The sequence below is a fragment of the Shewanella marisflavi genome (assembly GCF_002215585.1).
Classification (GTDB): domain Bacteria; phylum Pseudomonadota; class Gammaproteobacteria; order Enterobacterales; family Shewanellaceae; genus Shewanella; species Shewanella marisflavi.
In genome coordinates this window covers 1,068,772-1,088,230 of sequence record NZ_CP022272.1, presented here as the reverse complement: position 1 = coordinate 1,088,230, position 19,459 = coordinate 1,068,772, and the positions used below count along the sequence as shown (strand labels likewise).

At 51.9% G+C, this 19,459-nt stretch carries 18 protein-coding genes and 1 tRNA gene; 14 read left to right on the top strand and 5 right to left on the bottom strand.

The window, feature by feature from the left end:
• Positions 1-76 precede the first annotated feature (76 nt).
• The 4 genes from CFF01_RS04830 to CFF01_RS04815 all read right to left on the bottom strand — a co-directional run bounded on the left by CFF01_RS04830 (position 77) and on the right by CFF01_RS04815 (position 3,619).
• Positions 77-153: transfer RNA gene (locus CFF01_RS04830), tRNA-Met, on the bottom strand.
• Positions 154-421: 268 nt separating this feature from the next.
• A complete protein-coding gene (gene ychF, locus CFF01_RS04825) occupies positions 422-1,513 on the bottom strand; it encodes a redox-regulated ATPase YchF (RefSeq protein WP_088904059.1) in 1,092 nt (363 codons plus the stop codon).
• A gap of 172 nt (positions 1,514-1,685) precedes the next feature.
• Positions 1,686-2,273, bottom strand: a complete 588-nt coding sequence (gene pth / locus CFF01_RS04820) for an aminoacyl-tRNA hydrolase (RefSeq protein WP_033537336.1) — start codon at positions 2,271-2,273, stop codon at positions 1,686-1,688.
• Positions 2,274-2,425: 152 nt separating this feature from the next.
• Positions 2,426-3,619: an FAD-dependent oxidoreductase gene (locus CFF01_RS04815; protein ID WP_088904058.1), complete on the bottom strand. Its 1,194-nt coding sequence runs from the start codon at positions 3,617-3,619 to the stop codon at positions 2,426-2,428.
• A gap of 187 nt (positions 3,620-3,806) precedes the next feature.
• Between CFF01_RS04815 and CFF01_RS04810 the strand changes: the two genes are divergently transcribed.
• The 6 genes from CFF01_RS04810 to lnt all read left to right on the top strand — a co-directional run bounded on the left by CFF01_RS04810 (position 3,807) and on the right by lnt (position 9,845).
• Positions 3,807-4,109 carry a hypothetical protein gene (locus CFF01_RS04810; RefSeq protein WP_088904057.1) on the top strand — a complete coding sequence of 101 codons (303 nt, stop codon included), beginning with the start codon at positions 3,807-3,809 and terminating at the stop codon, positions 4,107-4,109.
• 98 nt (positions 4,110-4,207) lie between these two features.
• Entirely contained in the window at positions 4,208-5,632 is a 1,425-nt protein-coding gene (gene miaB, locus CFF01_RS04805) for a tRNA (N6-isopentenyl adenosine(37)-C2)-methylthiotransferase MiaB (RefSeq protein ID WP_033537334.1), read from the top strand.
• A gap of 218 nt (positions 5,633-5,850) precedes the next feature.
• Entirely contained in the window at positions 5,851-6,894 is a 1,044-nt protein-coding gene (locus CFF01_RS04800) for a PhoH family protein (protein WP_033537333.1), read from the top strand.
• Positions 6,884-7,357 (top strand): rRNA maturation RNase YbeY, encoded by a 474-nt coding sequence (gene ybeY / locus CFF01_RS04795; protein WP_033537332.1) that lies wholly within the window; start codon positions 6,884-6,886, stop codon positions 7,355-7,357. The genes CFF01_RS04800 and ybeY overlap by 11 nt, the downstream gene beginning before the upstream one ends.
• 26 nt (positions 7,358-7,383) lie before the next feature.
• On the top strand, positions 7,384-8,259 hold the full coding sequence (corC, locus tag CFF01_RS04790; RefSeq protein ID WP_033537331.1) for a CNNM family magnesium/cobalt transport protein CorC: 876 nt from the start codon (positions 7,384-7,386) through the stop codon (positions 8,257-8,259).
• A 26-nt stretch (positions 8,260-8,285) separates the two neighbouring features.
• Positions 8,286-9,845 carry an apolipoprotein N-acyltransferase gene (gene lnt / locus CFF01_RS04785; RefSeq protein WP_088904056.1) on the top strand — a complete coding sequence of 520 codons (1,560 nt, stop codon included), beginning with the start codon at positions 8,286-8,288 and terminating at the stop codon, positions 9,843-9,845.
• A gap of 122 nt (positions 9,846-9,967) precedes the next feature.
• Here lnt and CFF01_RS04780 read toward each other — a convergent pair whose 3' ends face one another.
• Positions 9,968-10,468, bottom strand: a complete 501-nt coding sequence (locus tag CFF01_RS04780) for a zinc ribbon-containing protein (RefSeq protein WP_088904055.1) — start codon at positions 10,466-10,468, stop codon at positions 9,968-9,970.
• Positions 10,469-10,589: 121 nt separating this feature from the next.
• Here CFF01_RS04780 and leuS point away from each other — a divergent pair, with 121 nt between their 5' ends.
• The 8 genes from leuS to rodA all read left to right on the top strand — a co-directional run bounded on the left by leuS (position 10,590) and on the right by rodA (position 19,404).
• Positions 10,590-13,169 carry a leucine--tRNA ligase gene (gene leuS, locus CFF01_RS04775; protein ID WP_088904054.1) on the top strand — a complete coding sequence of 860 codons (2,580 nt, stop codon included), beginning with the start codon at positions 10,590-10,592 and terminating at the stop codon, positions 13,167-13,169.
• A gap of 68 nt (positions 13,170-13,237) precedes the next feature.
• The gene (locus tag CFF01_RS04770; protein ID WP_088904053.1) at positions 13,238-13,732 is read left to right on the top strand and encodes an LPS-assembly lipoprotein LptE; all 495 of its coding nucleotides are present in this window, start codon (positions 13,238-13,240) and stop codon (positions 13,730-13,732) included.
• On the top strand, positions 13,732-14,763 hold the full coding sequence (holA, locus tag CFF01_RS04765; protein ID WP_088904052.1) for a DNA polymerase III subunit delta: 1,032 nt from the start codon (positions 13,732-13,734) through the stop codon (positions 14,761-14,763). Before CFF01_RS04770 ends, holA begins: the two co-directional genes overlap by 1 nt.
• Position 14,764: 1 nt before the next feature.
• Positions 14,765-15,406, top strand: coding sequence for a nicotinate-nucleotide adenylyltransferase (nadD, locus tag CFF01_RS04760; RefSeq protein WP_088904051.1), 642 nt, complete (start codon positions 14,765-14,767; stop codon positions 15,404-15,406).
• Positions 15,407-15,550: 144 nt separating this feature from the next.
• Positions 15,551-15,880, top strand: a complete 330-nt coding sequence (gene rsfS / locus CFF01_RS04755; protein ID WP_033537740.1) for a ribosome silencing factor — start codon at positions 15,551-15,553, stop codon at positions 15,878-15,880.
• On the top strand, positions 15,880-16,350 hold the full coding sequence (rlmH, locus tag CFF01_RS04750; protein ID WP_033537324.1) for a 23S rRNA (pseudouridine(1915)-N(3))-methyltransferase RlmH: 471 nt from the start codon (positions 15,880-15,882) through the stop codon (positions 16,348-16,350). The genes rsfS and rlmH overlap by 1 nt, the downstream gene beginning before the upstream one ends.
• Positions 16,351-16,427: 77 nt before the next feature.
• Positions 16,428-18,311 (top strand): penicillin-binding protein 2, encoded by a 1,884-nt coding sequence (gene mrdA / locus CFF01_RS04745; RefSeq protein WP_088904050.1) that lies wholly within the window; start codon positions 16,428-16,430, stop codon positions 18,309-18,311.
• Positions 18,298-19,404: a rod shape-determining protein RodA gene (gene rodA, locus CFF01_RS04740; RefSeq protein ID WP_033537322.1), complete on the top strand. Its 1,107-nt coding sequence runs from the start codon at positions 18,298-18,300 to the stop codon at positions 19,402-19,404. The genes mrdA and rodA overlap by 14 nt, the downstream gene beginning before the upstream one ends.
• Positions 19,405-19,459 lie beyond the last annotated feature (55 nt).

Here is a 19,459-nt window from a genome sequence, read left to right as displayed (position 1 = left end):
CATCTTGAACAGATGGTGGCCATATATAGTCGGGACTCAGTCCCTGCCACGATTTCAATTTTACATCTTGAAGAGATGGTAGCTATGGCGGGACTTGAACCTGCGACCCCAGCATTATGAGTGCTGTGCTCTAACCAGCTGAGCTACATAGCCATCAATATTTCGCGCCCCTCTTGCTGAGGAACGGGGCGTATTATGCTTATTCAGCGTAGGCAGGTCAACAGCTTTTTTTCGCTAATTTAAACTATCTAAGCCGTTCGCCTATAAACTCACCAAAGTGGCCAGGCCTTATGCAATTTCCCCCTTAAAAGCGAAGATTTGCGGCTATTTTGCCCCTTTGTTAAAACAAAAACGGCCCGATATCACTACCGAGCCGCCTTTATGTCATCTACTTCTAGGGCGCCGAACTCGGCGCTAGATGCTAGACATTAAAGAGGAAATGCATCACATCGCCATCTTTAACCACATAGGTCTTACCTTCGACGCGCAGTTTACCCGCTTCTTTAGCACCCGCCTCACCCTTGTAGGCGATGAAGTCATCATAAGACATAACTTGAGCACGAATAAAGCCACGTTCGAAGTCAGTGTGGATCACGCCAGCCGCTTGTGGTGCACAGGCGCCCACAGGCACAGTCCAAGCTCGAACCTCTTTCACACCCGCAGTAAAGTAAGTATGTAGGTCCAGCAACTGGTAACCGGCGCGGATCACGCGGTCAAGACCAGGTTCTTCCAAACCAAGATCGGCCATGAACTCGTCGCGATCATCTGGATCCATTTCGGCCAACTCAGATTCGATGGCGGCGCACACAGCAACCACAACCGCATTCTCTTTCGAGGCGATCTCACGTACCACATCCAAATGCGGATTGTTTTCAAATCCATCTTCGGCAACGTTGGCGATATACATGGTAGGCTTCAGCGTCAGGAAGTTAAGATAGTTAACTGCCGCCAGCTCTTCCTTGGTCAGATCCATAGAGCGAAGCATATGCCCTTCATCTAACACAGGGCGCATCTTTTCAAGGACACTTACCTCAAACTTAGCATCTTTGTCACCGCCTTTGGCGCGCTTTTGCTGACGTAAAATAGCACGCTCGCAAGAATCTAAGTCGGCCAGCGCTAATTCAGTGTTGATCACTTCGATGTCGCTGACTGGCGACACCTTGTTAGCAACGTGCACGATATTGTCATCTTCGAAACAACGTACCACGTGACCAATCGCATCGGTTTCACGAATGTTTGCCAGGAACTTGTTGCCCAGACCTTCCCCTTTCGAGGCGCCAGCAACTAAGCCAGCGATGTCGACAAATTCCATGGTGGTTGGCAATACACGTTCAGGATTAACGATCTCCGCCAGGGCCTCCAAACGTGGATCGGGCACAGGCACTACACCCGTGTTAGGTTCGATCGTACAAAACGGGAAGTTAGACGCTTCGATACCCGCCTTAGTTAAGGCGTTGAACAGTGTCGATTTACCTACGTTTGGTAGGCCGACGATGCCACATTTAAAACCCATATATTTACCTTTATTCAATTAATCTTATCGCCTAAGCGATAATGAAGCTGTTCACTGTCGAATTCTTGGCTCTACCAATCACAATAAATAAGTGATCAGTCATAGCACTGGAAAACGCAGTTATCGAGCGTTTTAACAAGTTAGAATGCTCAGTTATTTAGTACGATTGGCATTAACCTGCCTTGTAAGAGTGCAACCTGTGCATCGCCTTACTCATATCTTCTTTAAAGAGGATCTCAGTCGCTCGCACCGCCTCGTCAACCACCTCTTCGATGAGGCGTTGTTCGGTTTGTGGCGCCTTGCCCAGCACATAGTTGCTGACCAAGCTCTTGTCCCCTGGATGACCGATACCGATACGTAATCGATAAAAGCCTTTGTTATTCGCCAGCTTGGCGATGATATCCTTGAGGCCATTATGACCCCCATGCCCACCGCCCAGCTTAAACTTAGCCACACCCGGCGGCATGTCCAGTTCATCATGGGCCACCAAGATCTCCTCGGGTTCGATGCGAAAGAAATTCGCCAGCGCCGCTACCGACTTACCGCTAAGGTTCATAAAGGTGGTCGGGATCAGCAGGCGTACATCTTTACCATAGAGGGTGGCTCTGGCGGTAAGGCCATAGTATTTGCTGTCGGCAACTAAACTCACGCCACACACTCGCGCTAGCTCGTTGACATACCATGCACCTGCGTTGTGCCGAGTCTGTTCATATTTATCGCCCGGGTTAGCTAACCCGACAATCAGCTTTATGTTGCTCATCTCACTCTAGTCCATCTCGCAAGTGCCAATAAAAAACGCGGCATTTTAGCACTCAATCGAGCCAGCAACAAATTTATCCCGAGCCCAGAGAATAAGGGGGCTAAACGCCCCCCCAAAGTCTGCTTTATTAGAGAAACCCTGATCTGAACATCTTAAAGCCCCAAGGCGTACTTGAGCACTTTCTGCTTGATGGGACCGTCGATATTGGCAAGTTTGAGGGCGCCGTTTCGCAGCACTTTTAATGGCAACAGATTGTTGCTAAAACCTGCGTAGAAGAGATCCATGGTGGTCATCATCAGCTGGTTGTCGCTATAGCGTTTACATTGGTAATTCTTGAGCACTGCCCTATCCCACCAGCATTTATGATCGGCAATGGCATCGGCAAAAGTATCGATAAGGGCGCTGACATCCTTAAAACCCAGGTTAACCCCTTGACCGGCTAGCGGATTAATGGTGTGAGCGGCATCCCCCAGGATCACCAGATGATCATCATAGTAACGCTGAGCATGACGTCGGGTCAGCTTAAAGCTGCCCTTCGAGAGCACCTTAAACTCCCGCGACAGGCGTTTAGGAAAATGAGCATCTATCTGCTCAAAGAGCGCCTGGTTACTCAGACTTTGTAGCTGTGCAATGCGACTGGCATCGTCATACCACACCAAAGAGGCATGTTTGCCCGGTAGCGGCAGTAAAGATCTTGGTCCTTTCGGGGTGAACTGTTGCCAGGTCACATCTTGCTCTTCTTGCGCTGTGGCAATATTAATCAGCATAGCCGACTGGCCATAGTCCCACCCAGTAACGCCAATACCCGCCCACTGACGCACCTGAGAGTTGGCACCATCGGCGCCGATTAATAGACGGGTCTCTATCTCGCAGCCATCCTCTAGTTTGACCCGAACGCCTTCATCCATGCGCTCGAATTGACTCACCTTAGCCGGACAAAGCAAACTTAACTGCTCATGTTGCTCAAATTGCTGCCACAAGGCTAGTTGCACCAGACGGTTCTCGACGATATGACCCAGGTGAGAGGCGCCAATCTGGTCGCTATGAAATTGGGTGATACAAGCATCGAGCTCCCAGGTTTCCAGCCCTTTGTAAGCGACCTGCCGCATCTCGCCAAGCGACGCTAGGGCCCCTAGACGCTCAAGCAACTGCTCTGACGCCACACTGATCGCCGAAACCCTAAGATCTAAAGCCTGTTCACTGTCATAAGCCTGCGGCGCATAGGCCTCAACCACAGCTACAGACAGGCCAAGCTGCGCCAAGCCAAGGGCGGTTGCCGCCCCCACCATACCGCCGCCAATGACGACGACATCTTTTACTAAGGTCTTGCGCTGGTTCTGACTCACCTTGAGTTCGACTCCCTACTTCTTTTATTACCAAATATGTCACTTGGGCGGATTGCGTATATAAATGTTACCAGCAAGGCTACTGCTCACACTCAGTTACAAAGCCAGGGCGCAAGCCTGAGCTATGCCCCCTACACTCTCACCTCAAAGCAATCTTTACCACTTACTGAGTGTCATGGAGTGTCCGATGAAAAAGTTAATGATAGCTAGTGTATTCACCGCATCAGCCCTGTTATCTAACCTAGCTGGTGCTAGCGTCACCTCCCAAATGGAGACGATGACTGTAACCTATCGTAACTCGCTCGATTATGCCCTATATCAATATACGATTGAATTAATGAGCCATTATAGAGCCGAGATCCGAACAAGCATACAACGACAAGCTAAAAACAGCAGCCAGGCGATGGCCGAAGCATTTTTTGCACAGGACATGCCCAGACAGGTCGCGCTAGTGGATTTCCCGGCTGAGCAAAAGGCGCGCGCAGAGTAAATTCACGCTTATGACGCGCAAAAGCTAGCCAGCGGAGTGCTCAGAGGGTAAAATGTCGCGCTATTTTTCCCAGTAGTTGCAACAACGGCGCAAAACTGATGAGTAAGAAACTCCACATTAAAACCTGGGGCTGTCAGATGAATGAGTATGACTCATCAAAGATGGCCGACCTACTCGACGAATATCAAGGCTATACCTTGACCGAAGAGGCAGAAGAGGCAGATGTCCTACTGCTAAATACCTGTTCGATTCGCGAAAAAGCACAGGAAAAAGTCTTTCACCAGCTGGGTCGCTGGAAGACGCTAAAAGATAAGAACCCTAACCTGATCATAGGTGTAGGTGGCTGCGTGGCGTCTCAAGAAGGTAAAGCGATCAAAGACAGAGCCCAGTGTGTCGACCTGATCTTCGGCCCACAGACGCTGCACCGCTTGCCTGAGATGATCGAGCAGATCCAACAAGGTGGCAAGGCGGTTATCGACGTCAGCTTCCCCGAAATCGAAAAGTTCGACCGTCTGCCTGAGCCGCGCGCCGAAGGCCCAAGCGCCTTCGTCTCAATCATGGAAGGCTGTAGCAAATATTGCTCTTTCTGCGTGGTGCCTTATACCCGCGGTGAAGAGGTGAGTCGTCCGGTGGACGATGTGATCCTTGAGATCGCCCAGCTTGCCGAGCAAGGCGTGCGCGAAGTGAACCTGCTAGGCCAGAACGTCAACGCCTATCGCGGTGCGACCCATGATGACGATATCTGTACCTTCGCCGAGCTGCTGCGTTATGTGGCCGCCATCGATGGTATCGATCGTATCCGTTTCACCACCAGCCACCCGATCGAGTTTACCCAAGACATCATTGATGTGTATGAGGATACGCCTGAGTTGGTGAGCTTCCTGCACCTGCCGGTGCAGTCGGGTTCGGATCTCATTCTCACCCAGATGAAACGTGGCCATATGGCGATCGAATATAAGTCGATCATTCGCCGTCTGCGTAAGGCAAGACCCGATATCCAGATCAGCTCTGACTTTATCATCGGCTTCCCAGGCGAGTCTAAGCAAGACTTCGCCGATACCATGAAGCTGATTGAAGATGTGCAATTCGACCACAGCTTCAGCTTCATCTACAGCGCGCGTCCGGGTACACCGGCAGCGGATCTTCCCGATGATGTGTCGCTGGAAGAGAAGAAGGAACGTCTGGCGATCTTGCAAGACAGGATCACCCAGCAGGCAATGCGCTACAGCCGTCAGATGCTCGGCACAGTCCAGCGTATTTTGGTAGAAGGCCCTTCGGTGAAAAACCCGATGGAGCTGCGCGGCCGCACCGAAAACAACCGCGTGGTCAACTTCGAGGCTGACCCTAAACATATTGGCAGCTTCGTCGATGTTGAGATTGTCGATGTGTTTACCAACTCACTGCGTGGCAAGTTCATTCGCGGCGAAGATGAGATGGATTTGCGCCGCGACCTGCGCCCATCTGACATCTTGGCCAAGCACAAGAAAGATGACGACCTCGGCGTGACTCAGTTTATCCCGTAACCGTGATCAGCTAACAGCAGAGAAGAAGCGACCTTAATCGGGTCGCTTTTTTTATTGCTCCCGCTTTGTGCTTGGCGCTACGCTGACTTACCGAGCGTATAACTTCAAACAAATAGCGTTAGCAATTAAACTTAATGCCTCGTAAACTGTCTCTATAGTCTGTTGAGGTTAAGCCTCACGAAATATGCTTTTACGACAATCTGCAACTGGAGCTATTTTTGTCAAACAAACTCACTACGCTCAATCTGTATCTAGAGCCTTCTGATACCCGTCGACTCGCGTCACTATGCGGTCCCTTTGATGACAATATCAAACAACTCGAGCGCCGCATCGGTGTAGAGATCAACTACCGCAACAACCACTTTCAAATTGTCGGTCAGGCGCGTAACTGTCTAACGGTCAATAATCTGCTCAAAGAACTCTATATCGAGACACAACCGGTACGCGGCAGCACCCCAGATCTGGAACCCGATAAGGTGCATATGGCAATTCAGGAGGCGATAGCCCTGGAAGCCGAAGCCCCCCGCGACGATAAAGAACTCTATATCAAGACCAAGCGTGGCGTGATCAAGCCCCGCAACCCGAATCAAAGCGAGTATGTGGCCAATATTGTGCGCCACGACATCAGCTTTGGTATCGGTCCTGCTGGTACAGGTAAGACTTACCTGGCGGTCGCTGCGGCGGTCGATGCCCTGGAGCGTCAGGAAGTGAGACGCATCTTGCTAACCCGCCCGGCAGTTGAAGCAGGCGAGAAGCTGGGTTTCCTGCCTGGCGATCTCAGTCAAAAGGTCGACCCCTATCTGCGTCCCCTATATGACGCCCTATTTGAGATGATGGGCTTCGAAAAGGTGGAGCGCTTAATTGAGCGCAGCGTGATTGAAGTTGCGCCACTGGCCTACATGCGTGGCCGCACCCTTAACGATGCCTTTATCATCTTAGATGAGAGCCAAAACACCACGGTAGAGCAGATGAAGATGTTCCTTACCCGTATCGGTTTTAACTCTCGCGCGGTGATCACAGGCGATATCACGCAAATTGATCTACCTAAGCATCAAAAGTCAGGCCTGCGCCATGCTATCGAGGTATTGAGCGAAGTCGATGAAGTGAGCTTTAACTTCTTCCAGGCCAAGGATGTGGTACGTCACCCTGTGGTGGCCCGTATCGTCGAAGCCTATGAGGTTCACGAACAGAAGGTGGCCAGCGAAAAGGCCAAGCGTGAGAGCCAATTTAGGGCTGAGGAACCAAAGCACCATGACGCCTGATACCCCCTTAATCCTTAATCTGGATCTACAACTCGCCACAGAGGCGAGCGAGGTACCGACTCAGGCGCAGTTTGAGTCTTGGGTACGCCTCGCTCTTGGCAATACTATGCCAGAAGCCGAACTGACTATTCGCTTGGTGGATGAGGCTGAAAGTCAGCAGTTAAATCATACCTATAGAGGCAAAGACAAGCCGACAAATGTGCTATCATTCCCGTTCGAGTCTCCACCAGAGGTCGAACTGCCACTACTTGGCGACTTAGTCATCTGTGTGCCTGTGGTTGAACAGGAGGCAAAAGCGCAAGCAAAAAGCCTCGAAGCCCACTGGGCTCACATGGTTGTACATGGTTGTCTGCATCTGCTAGGGTATGATCATATCATTGATAGCGAAGCAGAAGAGATGGAGTCTTTAGAGACTCAACTTATTGAAAGCTTGGGGTTTCCCAATCCTTACAAGGAGCAATAATCGACCTTTTTGGTCAGGTAAATACTATGAGTGACGATAACCCACCGAGTACCAACGCCCATAAGAAGGGCTGGTTAGAAAAAGTAAGTCAGTTATTCCAGGGCGAACCACAAAGTCGCGACGAGTTAGTGGAGGTGATCCACGACGCTGAACAAAGAGAAGTGATCAGCGAAGACACGCGCGAAATGATTAAAGGTGTTTTAGAAGTCTCCGATCTGCGCGTGCGTGACATCATGATCCCACGGGCACAAATTGTGGCGCTAAAAATAGACAACACGGTAGAGGAGCTGCTGTCGACCGTTATCAGCTCGGCGCATTCCCGCTTCCCCGTGGTCAATGAAGATAAAGATCATATCGAAGGCATACTGCTGGCTAAAGATTTACTGCAGTACGGCTTTAAAAATAACGACGAACCCTTTTCCCTCGAACAGGTGATCCGCCCAGCGGTCGTTGTGCCAGAAAGCAAGCGCGTCGACGTCCTCCTCAAGGAGTTTCGTTCTCAGCGTTATCATATGGCCATCGTAGTCGATGAATACGGCGGAGTATCAGGCCTGGTCACCATCGAAGATATTCTCGAAGAGATCGTCGGTGAAATCGAAGATGAATTCGATCATGACTCAGCCGAGGAGACAGAGATCCGCAAGGTCGGCAAACAACTCTATATGGTTAAGGCGCTCACCCCCATCGACGATTTCAATGAAACCTTCGGCACTCAGTTTAGTGACGAAGAGTTTGATACCGTCGGCGGCCTGGTTTCCCATGCCTTTGGCCACCTGCCCGAGCGTAACGAAAAGATCACCATAGATGACATTGAATTTAAGGTGATTAGCGCCGATACCCGCAGACTGGTTCAGCTTAGGGTCAAGCTCCCCGATCCCCAGACTGAAGAAGAAAACGCTTAACTTTTCAGTCCCTTGATGAGGCTATAATGCTGCTACGACTTAGGGCAATTGCCCATCATCCTGTAATACGGCTGGTACTCGCCTATCTGGCGGGTGCCAGTACCACACTGGCCTTCGCCCCTTATGGTTACTGGCCCATCTACCTGCTGGCACTCGCTTTCGCCCTTGGTCACAGTCATTCACTTGCCCCTAAACAGGCATTTGGCTACTGGCTAAGTTTTGGTTTTGGCTGTTTCTCTATCGGCATCAGTTGGGTCCATGTCAGCATGGACGTCTATGGTGGTCTCCCACTTATTGCCTCTCTCGGTCTGATGGCAATGTTGGCGCTCTACTTGGCGCTCTACCCCGCGCTTGCCGGTTATCTCAGCGCCAAGTTATCCCCTCATTCATATTGGTTACGCTATCTTGCCGTCTTTCCCGCCTTCTGGGTGTTAATGGAATGGGCCAGAGGCTGGGTGCTGACCGGGTTCCCCTGGATCTGGGCAGGATACAGTCAAACCAGTGGTCCATTGGCGCCACTAGCTAGTAACATAGGCGCATTAGGCCTTAGCTTATTGCTGGTGATGCTCTCTGGTGCTCTGGTTATCGCGGCTAGGCCGGGTCACAAACTCGCAGTCAGGTTTACGCCTCTCATCCTCATCTCAATCCTTGCCGGTAGCGGCAGTTATGCCAGCGGTCACTGGTCTGGCATTACGCCTACGGGTAAATCGGTAAAGGTCGCCCTGGTGCAAGGCAATATCGCTCAAAGCATGAAGTGGCAACCAGAAGCGCTTTGGCCAACCATGCTGAAATATATGGATCTTTCACGGCCTTCGCTGACAGACACAGATCTGTTTATCTGGCCAGAGGCGGCGATCCCTGCGCCCGAATATATGGTCGAAGAGTTTCTCGATAACGCTAACAAGGTTGCGGGCCTGAACGATAGTGCCATCATCACTGGCATTATCAGCAAGCAGCAAAATAGCTTCTATAACTCGCTGATTGTCCTAGGCAACCACCAGCAGCGACAACAGAAAAGCGCCGATTATAGCGGCGATGGCAATAACGAATTCCGTAAGCATCATCTGCTGCCCATCGGCGAGTTTGTGCCCCTTGAAGATCTACTCAGGCCACTGGCGCCCTTCTTTAATCTGCCCATGTCCTCCTTCGCCAGAGGTGATTTTAAGCAGCCGAACCTGAACGCTGTGGGACATCAGATAGCACCAGCCATCTGCTATGAAATCGCCTTCCCCGAGCAGCTCAGAGCCAACGTCAACGCAGGGACAGAGCTGCTGCTTACCGTCTCAAACGATGCCTGGTTTGGCCGCTCCAATGGCCCCTTGCAACATATGCAGATCGCCCAGATGCGCGCCATCGAATTAGGTAGACCTTTGCTAAGGGCCACTAATAACGGGGTCACGGCAATCGTCGATACCCAAGGCAAGATAACCCATAGTTTGCCCCAGTTTGAAACCGGAGTACTTAAGGCTGAGGTGCCGCTCGTGGCAGGGATGACAGGATTTGCCCGATGGGGTCAGACGCCGCTTCTGCTTCTGTGCACTCTAGTGTTAATTGGCGCCGTGATAAGACGCCTGCAACTTAGATAAGCAAGCCCATAACAAACAAAAATCCCCGCCTTAGCGGGGATTTTTTTAATAACACTGGCAATCTCTATCGGCACCTAGTTAAGGGCTATTATTTAAGAAGCTCCTATTTAAGAAGCTCCTATTTAGGGAGCGAGAGCCTCACGGGTAAACTGGCTGCCATCGCACTCGGGGCACTCAGGGATCACACCAGGAAACTCGATGCGCATCTCATGACCGCAGTCTGTACAGACCATAGTGCCCTGACCCACAATCTCACCACTTTGGTAATAACCGTGATGTTTGAAGTCTTGGGTCACCTCATGCCACTCAACCTGGCTCCTGTCAGTGATCTCACTCAACCAGTGCCACAAGGTGTTCTCCGCGGCGATAACGGTAGGACTGTGGCTGAGATCTTTAGCGTTTTTCTCGGCAAGGAAGCTGCCGATATCACGCTTTAAAAATTCTTCCACCAAGGCAAGCTCCTCTTCCTTGGCCTGCTTCTTGAGTCGCAAGTACTCCTTGCTCGCAGTAACGACCTTATATAATTCCTTTGCAGTCATTGAGTTATCTTCAGAGAAATCCGATTTCACCTGATCAAACAGGGCCTCGTATAACGATAGCAACTCGGTACTTCTTTTGCTCATGTTCAATACTCCTTCATGCGAACCTTTTTAATGACTCACTTCTAGTTTATTCTATGCAGATCTAACTCGCGCGCAAGATGCGCAAGATCAAATAAATAAGCGGCATGGCCGGGAATCATCAATGCAAGAGCAATATCTACCTTCAGAGATTGAAGCTAAGGTGCAGCAGCACTGGCAAGACACTAAAACATTTGAAGTTACCGAGGACGAAAGCAAAGAGAAGTTTTACTGCCTCTCTATGTTTCCATACCCTTCAGGCCGACTGCATATGGGCCATGTCCGTAACTACACCATAGGCGATGTCGTTGCGCGTTACCAGCGCCTGCAAGGAAAAAACGTATTACAACCCATAGGTTGGGACTCTTTCGGTCTACCTGCTGAAAACGCAGCAATCAACAACAAGACCGCCCCAGCGCCTTGGACCTATGAAAACATCGACTACATGAAAAACCAGCTCAAGATGCTGGGTTTTGGCTACGACTGGAGCCGTGAGATCGCCACCTGCACCCCAGAATATTACCGTTGGGAACAGTGGTTCTTCACTAAGCTTTACGAGAAGGGCCTGGTCTACAAGAAGACTGCCTCGGTCAATTGGTGTCCAAACGATGAAACCGTACTGGCCAACGAACAGGTTCAAGATGGTTGCTGCTGGCGCTGTGACACTCAAGTGGTGCAAAAAGAGATCCCTCAGTGGTTCATTAAGATCACCGACTACGCAGAAGAACTGCTAAACGATATCGACCAACTGGACGAATGGCCTGAGCAGGTCAAGACCATGCAGCGCAACTGGATTGGCCGTAGCGAAGGTATCGAGATGACCTTCCAGGTTGAAGGTAGCGATCAGAGCTTCGACATCTACACCACTCGTCCCGACACTGTTATGGGCGTGACCTATGTGGCGATCGCCGCAGGTCATCCGTTAGCTGAGCAAGCAGCGGCAAACAACCCTGTGCTGGCCGACTTTATCGAAGAGTGCAAGAACGCCGACACCACAGAAGCCGCCATGGCCGCCATGGAGAAGAAAGGTGTCGATACTGGCCTTAAGGCGATTCATCCGCTCACTGGTAAGCTGGTGCCTATCTGGGCCGCCAACTTCGTCCTGATGAACTATGGCACGGGCGCCGTGATGTCGGTACCGGGTCACGACCAGCGCGACTACGAATTTGCCACTAAGTATGGTCTGCCTATCGAAGGCGTGATCAAGCCTGTGGACGGCGAGCTGGATATCAGCGAAGAAGCCTACACAGAGAAGGGGATCCTATTTAACTCTGGCGAGTTCGATAATTTAGACTTCCAAGCGGCATTTGATGCCATCGACGCCAAACTGACCAGTGAAGGCAAAGGTAAGCGTCAGGTGAACTACCGTCTGCGCGACTGGGGTGTGTCACGTCAGCGTTACTGGGGCGCGCCAATTCCTATGGTGACTCTAGCCGATGGCACAGTGATGCCAACGCCAGAAGATCAACTGCCCGTTATCCTGCCTGAAGATGTGGTCATGGACGGTATCCAAAGCCCAATCAAGGCCGACAAAGAGTGGGCCAAGACGCAGGTGAACGGTCAAGAAGCTTTCAGAGAGACTGATACCTTCGACACTTTCATGGAGTCATCTTGGTACTATGCCCGCTACTGTAGCCCTAAGGCAGACCAGATGCTGGATCCAGCCAAGGCCAACTACTGGCTGCCAGTGGATCAATATATCGGTGGTATCGAGCACGCCTGTATGCACCTGCTCTACTTCCGTTTCTTCCACAAGCTACTGCGCGACATAGGCCTAGTAAACAGCGATGAGCCTGCCAAGCGCCTGCTGACCCAGGGCATGGTATTGGCTGATGCCTTCTACTACACAGATGAGAAGGGTGCACGCGTCTGGGTATCGCCAAACGATGCCAAGGTCACCGAAACCGATGACAAAGGCCGTATCGTTAAGGCCGTTGACAGTCAGGGTCATGAACTGGTTTACACCGGCATGAGCAAGATGTCTAAGTCGAAGAACAATGGTATCGATCCACAAGAGATGGTAGACAAGTACGGCGCTGATACTGTGCGTCTGTTCATGATGTTTGCCTCGCCACCAGAACTGACACTGGAATGGCAAGAGTCAAGCGTTGAAGGGGCTCACCGCTTCATCAAGCGTCTGTGGAAACTGGCGCACGACCATGTGTCAAAAGGCCCAACCGTCGCACTGGATCTAGCCTCTCTCGACAGCGCTCAAAAAGAGCTTCGCCGTGAGCTGCACAAGACCATCGCTAAAGTGGGTGACGATATCGAACGTCGTCAAATGTTCAACACCGCCATCGCCTCTGTGATGGAGCTGATGAACCGTCTACAGAAGGCGCCGATGGAAAGCGAGCAAGACAGAGCCCTAATGCAGGAAGCCCTGTGCGCCGTGGTCCGTCTGCTCTACCCTATCATTCCGCACACCAGCTTCGAGCTTTGGCAGGCACTGGGTCACGAAGAAGCCATCGAGAACGTGCTTTGGCCAGACGTTGACGAGTCAGCCTTGGTGGAAGACAGCAAGCTGATCATCGTACAGGTGAACGGTAAGCTGCGCGCCAAGATCACCGTAGCAGCCGATGCCGATAAGGAAACGGTTGAGGCGGCAGGTATGGCAGAAGAAGGCGTACTCAAACACACTGAAGGCAAGACGGTTCGTAAAGTGATTTACGTACCTGGTAAGCTACTCAATATCGTAGCAAACTAATCGCCCTCTCTACTCGGCCACCTTGGGTGGCCGAGTCTTATCAATTATGGAAATAGATGGCTTAGCCTATGCTCATTAAACGCTTATGTTTTGCAATCTTGGCCCTTTCGGTACTCTTGAGCGCCGGATGCGGTTTTAAACTTCAGCGCAGTTATTCGATCCCAGATGATCTTAAGACCCTCAACCTGACCAGTCAGGATGAATATAGCGAGCTTACCCGCCTGGTGCGTGAACGTTTGCGTCTTAATAACATCAGTGTGGTCGAAGGCGATGCCAGCGTACCTAGCGTACGCATCATCAGCGACTCGTTAGACAGAAGCACACTGTCACTCTACCCTACGGGCAACGTGGCCGAATATGAGCTGAATTACCATGTGCGTTTCGCGGTGCAGTACCCAGAGCGCGAAGCCAAGGCCTTCGATGTGGATATCCATCGCGACTACCTGGACGATCCCCGCACCGCCCTGGCAAAGAGCCGTGAAATGGAGCTCTTAGTCAAAGAGATGCGCATTCAAGCCGCTGACCAGATCTTACAGATCTTGGCGTCCATCGAGACCAACTGATGCGCGTCTACCCGGATCAACTCGCCAAGCAGCTCTCACCGCTAAAGCCCTGTTACCTTATCTTTGGTGACGATCCCTGGCTGTGTGATACCAGCAAGCAGGCTATCTTGGCCCAAGCTAAGCGAGAAGGGTTCGAGGAGCGTATTGTGCTCACCCAAGAGACGGGATTCAACTGGCGTGAATTGCAGGATGAATGGAATACCATGAGCCTGTTCGCCAGTCGACGCATCATAGAACTGCACCTGCCCCAGGCCAAACCCGGTAGCGAAGGCAGCAGCCAGCTACAAAGCCTGATGCAGCAGGACAATCCCGATCTGCTACTGATCGTCACGGGTCCCAAGTTGGCCAGTGAACAAACCAAATCAAAATGGTTTAAACAACTCGACGACAAGGGCATTTATATCCCCTGCGCAACACCTGAGGGGCCGCAGTTCCAGCGCTGGCTGCAGGGGCAGATCCGCGCCGCGGGGTTAAAGCTATCCCCTGATGCTCAGCAACTGCTGCAAACTCTGTATGAGGGTAACCTGCTAGCGGCGGATCAAGCCATACAACTGCTGCAACTACTGAGTCCACATCAGCAGATCACCAGCGAACAACTGCAGAGCTACTTTGAAGATCAATCCCGTTTTAGCGTATTTCAACTGGCGGATTGCTTGCTGGCCAACCAGCAAGAAAAGGCCCAGCACATCCTGGCCCAGCTCCAGGCCGAAGGCACTGCACTCCCCATACTGCTTTGGGGACAATTCAAAGAGCTCACCACCCTGCTGCAGCTCAAGCAGGCCATGGAGGCTGGTACACCACTGCAAAGCCTTTGGAGTAAGTTCAGGATCTGGGATAAACGTAAAGGGCTCTACCAGGGCGCGCTATCGCGTCTGAGCCTGAGTCAAATAGAGACCCTGCTCGCCTGCGCCTCTAAGACTGAGCTTAAGCTCAAACAGCAAGGGGATGAAGATTGGACGGCCATGAGCCACCTCTGCCTTTTGTACGATCCTAAGGCCCACGCTCACCTGAGTCATATCGAGCTGAGCTAACATGAAAATAGGCTTACTGGGGGGCACCTTCGACCCGATACATTACGGCCATATCAAGCCTCTGCTGGAAGTCCAGCAGGCGCTGGGGCTCGATGAAGTCTGGTTGATGCCCAACCATATACCGCCTCACAAATCTGAGACCCGCACGGCAACGCGCCATCGCCTCGCCATGGCTCAATTGGTGTGCCAGCAATACCCACAGCTTAAGCTTTGCGACCTTGAGGCAAAACGCAACACGCCCTCCTACTCGGTCGACACCCTGACCCAACTAAGGCTGGCTCACCCCCATGATCAACTGGTGTTTATCATGGGGATGGACTCCTTTGTGACTTTGCCCAGCTGGTATCGCTGGCAGCAGCTGCTAGAGCTTTGCCATATCGCTGTGTGTCAGCGCCCCGGTTGGAGCCTGGCAGATGCGCCGCAAATGGCGCAGCTGCTCAGTGAGCGCAGCGCTGATAAACCTGCTCTGGATAATGCCACAACGACCGAGCAGTTCAGTGGGCTCATCTTTCCGGTCACCATCACGCCTCAGCCCTATTCCTCTACAGAGATCCGTCAGCAACTGCGCCAACATGCGCCAGCCCCTAACGCTATTCCCCAAGCCGTCATCGACTATATCGACGCCCATCGACTCTACCGCTAACCTCGCGTTAACAAGCCTTTAAAGGTGATATAAATCGCTAGCATTTATGGCGCGCCAGCCCGCAAGGCGGGCACTATTAGCAATTACTTTGAAGGGATAACCTGTTATACTGCCTCGCTGTTAAAAATGAATGAGGAAATTAGCGTGCAAAGCGCCGAGCTTAAACAGTTTGTAGTCGACAAAGTCGAAGATTTAAAAGCCAAAGATGTCGTAGTGCTAGAAGTCACCGACAAATCTAATGTCACCGATTATATGGTGGTCTGTTCTGGTACTTCTAAAACACACGTTAAGGCAATCGCCGAAAACGTGGTACTAGAAGCCAAGCGTGCTAATCTGCATATCCATGGCGTCGAAGGCCGTGATAGCAGCGAATGGGTACTGGTTGATCTGGGCGATGTGATCGTTCACGTCATGCAAGACAAAACCCGTGATTTCTATCAGCTTGAAAAGCTGTGGTCTGAAAAGCCGGCTTAATGAAGTTACAACTCGTTGCCGTGGGCACGCGTATGCCCGACTGGGTCACCAAAGGTTTCGAAGAGTACCAACGCCGTTTCCCCCGGGACATGGCCTTCGAGCTGATCGAAATCCCAGCGGGAAAGCGCGGTAAGAACGCCGATATCGCCCGTATCTTGCAAAAAGAGGGCGAACAGATGCTGGCGGCTATCCCCAAGGGGAACCATATCGTCAGCCTGGATCTGCCCGGCAAAAACTGGACTACGCCAGAGCTGGCCACTCAGCTCAACCGCTGGCAACTCGATGGCCGCGATGTAAGCCTGCTGATCGGCGGGCCAGAGGGACTGGCCCCCGCCTGCAAACAAGCAGCAAGCCAAAGCTGGTGTCTGTCGGCCTTGACCCTGCCACACCCACTGGTACGTGTCTTAGTAGCCGAAAGCCTGTATCGTGCCTGGAGCATCAACAACAACCACCCGTATCATAGAGAGTAGCGCTTAGCGCGACACTCGAGTCAATCAAGGGATAGACAATGATAGTGACAACCAACATACTGCCGGAGAGAGTATAATTGGCGCCACGCAAACGGATGGCCATGCACGACCATGCTGCCGAAGCCTCGCTATTCAAACGCCGGGCTATCTTTACCTTTGGTTGTGTGGTGGTGCTACTGAGCATATTGCTCACCAACCTATATCATCTGCAGATCCTGTCGTATAAAGATTATGAGACCCGTTCCAACGACAACCGTATTCGCGTCGTTCCTGTGGCGCCCAGTCGTGGTCTGATCTATGACAGACATGGCCAGCTACTGGCCGAGAACCAGCCTTTCTATTCGCTTGAGTTGATCCCTGAAAAGGTTAAAGACATTCCCGCCACCTTAGATGCCTTGAGCGAAGTTATCGCCATCAGCAAAGATGAGCGGGAAAGCCTATTGTCGTCACTCAAATTCCATCGCCGCTTCAAACCGATCACGGTGAAAAACCGTCTATCGGAAAATGAAGTTGCCATATTTAGTGTCAATCAACACAGGTTCCCTGGCTTCTCTGTCGATGCCGGCCTTAAGCGTCACTACCCTTACGATGGTCTTTTAACCCACGTACTGGGTTATGTCGGCCGCATCAACAACCGAGATCAGGCGGCGCTACAGAGTAATGGCCAGTGGCCAAACTATGCAGCCACCAAGGATATCGGCAAGCAAGGCATTGAAAAATTTTATGAAACCTTACTTCATGGCATGCCTGGGCATCTTGAAGAAGAGGTCAACAACCGCGGCAGAACCATTCGCACCCTCAAGTCGGTAGCACCAGAGCCGGGACAGGATATCTACCTGACATTGGATCTCCAGTTGCAAAAGAAGGCAATGGAACTCCTTGCCGGACGCAGAGGCTCCATCGTGGCCATGGATCCGCGCGATGGTGGCATCCTGGCCATGGTATCTAGCCCCACTTACGACCCCAACCAGTTCGTTCACGGCATCAGCTCTAAGGCCTATAGCGATCTGCTTAATGCACGCTCACGCCCACTGATCAACCGCGCGACCCAAGGGCAATATGCCCCGGCATCAACGGTCAAACCTCATATGGCACTGCTGGGCCTGGAAGATAAGGCGGTAACCCCTAAAACTCGGGTCTGGGATCCTGGCTTTTGGCAGATCCCCGGCGTAGAACGCAAATACCGCGACTGGAAACGCTGGGGTCATGGCTGGGTCGATGTTAACGGCGCCTTGGTGCATTCCTGCGACACCTATTTCTATGATCTGGCCTACAAGACAGGTATAGACAAGATCAGTAACTTCATGCAGCAGTTTGGCTTTGGCGAGCGAACAGGGGTCGATATCTTTGAAGAATCGGCCGGTAATATGCCCTCTAAGGATTGGAAGCGTCTCAAGTACAATCAACCTTGGTATATCGGCGACACTATCTCTGTGGGAATTGGCCAGGGATACTGGACCACCACGCCACTGCAACTGGCCAACGCTACCGCCATCATGGCCAATAAGGGTGAGCGTTTTGTGCCGCACCTGCTGAAATCGATCAAAAACGATACCGTTAAGGTCGACACGCCGGTAGATAGGATGCCGCCCGTTGAACTGAAAAACCCCAATAACTGGGATATCATCAACGAGGCGATGAAAGATACCGCCCACAAGTCACGATTTGTGGATGCCGGATATACGGCAGCCATGAAGACAGGTACCGCCCAGGTATTTAGCGTGGCGGAAGATGAGAAGTATGACGCCGAAACCATCGATGAGCATTTAAGAGATAACGCCCTAATTGTTGCCTACGCCCCCTATGAGGCGCCGCGTATCGTGCTAGCCGTGGTGTTGGAAAACGCCGGTTGGGGCGGCGCAAACGCAGGCCCTGTCGCCCGCGCCCTGTTAGATGAATATATCCTACGCGATAACCTGCCCATAGAAACCGCCGGGAGCCCTCACAATGAACGCCCATAGTCATCGCCCCAACATCTGGCAGCGGATGCATCTCGACCTGCCACTGCTCCTGGGCCTGCTGGCACTCATGTGTTTTGGCTTGTTTGTCATCTATTCAGCAGGCGGTGAAGATATGGCGCTGATGGAGCGTCAGCTAACCCGTATGGGACTCTCCTTGGGGATCATGTTGTTCGTGGCGCAGATCAATCCCGAAGTACTCAAACGCTGGGCGTTTCCCATCTATATTGCGGGGGTGATCCTCCTGCTCGGGGTGCACTTTTTTGGTGAGATTAATAAGGGTGCGCAGCGCTGGCTCAACCTGGGCTTCATGGAGTTTCAACCCTCAGAGCTGATAAAACTGGCCTTTCCTATTACCATGGCGTGGTATATCAGTAAGTATCCCCTACCACCGAAGAAACGTTATCTGGCTGGCGCCGGGGTGATCTTGCTGGTCCCAACCTTGCTGATCGCCAAACAGCCCGATCTCGGCACCTCCATCCTGGTAGCGGCCTCAGGGATCTTCGTGCTGTTTCTTTCAGGCATGAGCTGGGCCATTGTTGGCAGTTTTATCGGTGGCGTCCTGGCCATGCTCCCCGTGCTCTGGTACTTCCTGATGCACGATTACCAACGCACCCGGGTACTGACTCTGTTGGATCCTGAAAAGGATCCCTTGGGTGCCGGCTATCATATCATTCAGTCTAAGATCGCCATCGGCTCTGGTGGCCTCTGGGGCAAGGGCTGGCTAGACGGTACTCAGTCTCAACTTGAGTTTCTACCCGAGCGTCACACAGATTTCATCTTTGCCGTTATCGGCGAGGAATTTGGCCTGATAGGCAGTCTGATTTTACTCTGTCTCTATCTGTACGTGATAGGCCGGGGTCTGGTGATTGCCTCGCGTGCCCAGACCAGTTTTGCCCGTTTACTCGCAGGCAGTATTACTTTAACCTTCTTTGTGTATGTTTTTGTCAACATCGGCATGGTATCTGGATTGTTGCCCGTGGTTGGCGTGCCCTTACCACTGATCAGTTATGGCGGCACCTCTATGTTGACCCTGATGACAGGTTTCGGCATCTTGATGAGCATACATACCCATAGACGATTCATCGACCGTTAAAGGAAGACAATTTGAAACCCGTTGCACGCATTCTTTTGTCCCTACTGCTGGGCAG